The 532-nt window shown below is 80.5% G+C and carries 1 pseudogene; it reads right to left on the bottom strand.

Annotated features, from left to right (window positions below):
* Positions 1-532 (bottom strand): annotated as a pseudogene (locus G3I41_RS10195) (nickel transporter); the annotation flags it as partial.

Below are 532 nucleotides of genomic sequence, written 5' to 3'. Positions count from 1 at the left end.
CAGGGCGCGGCGGCGCCGCCCGGTCGGCTGCGGTGCCGGGGCGGGCAGCTCCGGCGAAGGCGAAGGCGAAGGGGCCACCGGCCCGTAAGGGGTGGCCACCGGGCCGGGCGCCGGGCGGCCGGCGTCGTCGAGGTTCGAGAAGGCGGCGGGGGCCGTGGACTCGACGGCGTTCACGACGGGGGGAAGGGCGAGACGGCCCTCGTCACCCGGGTTCCCCCGATGCCCGCCGGCCGCGACCGGAACCTGTGCCGCGACCGGAACCTGTGCCCCGGCCGGAACGCCCTGCGGAGGCACCGTCTGCCCGAGTTGCGGCCGGACACCCTGTGCGCCCTCGGCGGCGGTCACCACGGAGCCCTCCGACGGAGCGGCCGCGGGCAGCGCGAGGGCCTGCCCCGGGGCGGACCGGGCCGCCTGCGCACCCGTCTCGGCGGGGCTGGGCCGCCCACGACGGCGTCCGGAGCCCTCGGCCTGCTGGGCGGGGATCAGCTCGTTCGGGACCGGCACCTCGGCGGCGGGGGCGGCACGGCGGGCA

Source organism: Streptomyces sp. SID9727, assembly GCF_010550605.1.
GTDB lineage: Bacteria > Actinomycetota > Actinomycetes > Streptomycetales > Streptomycetaceae > Streptomyces.
Note: the sequence above shows the minus strand (reverse complement) of the source record. Positions and strands in the feature narration are given on the sequence as shown.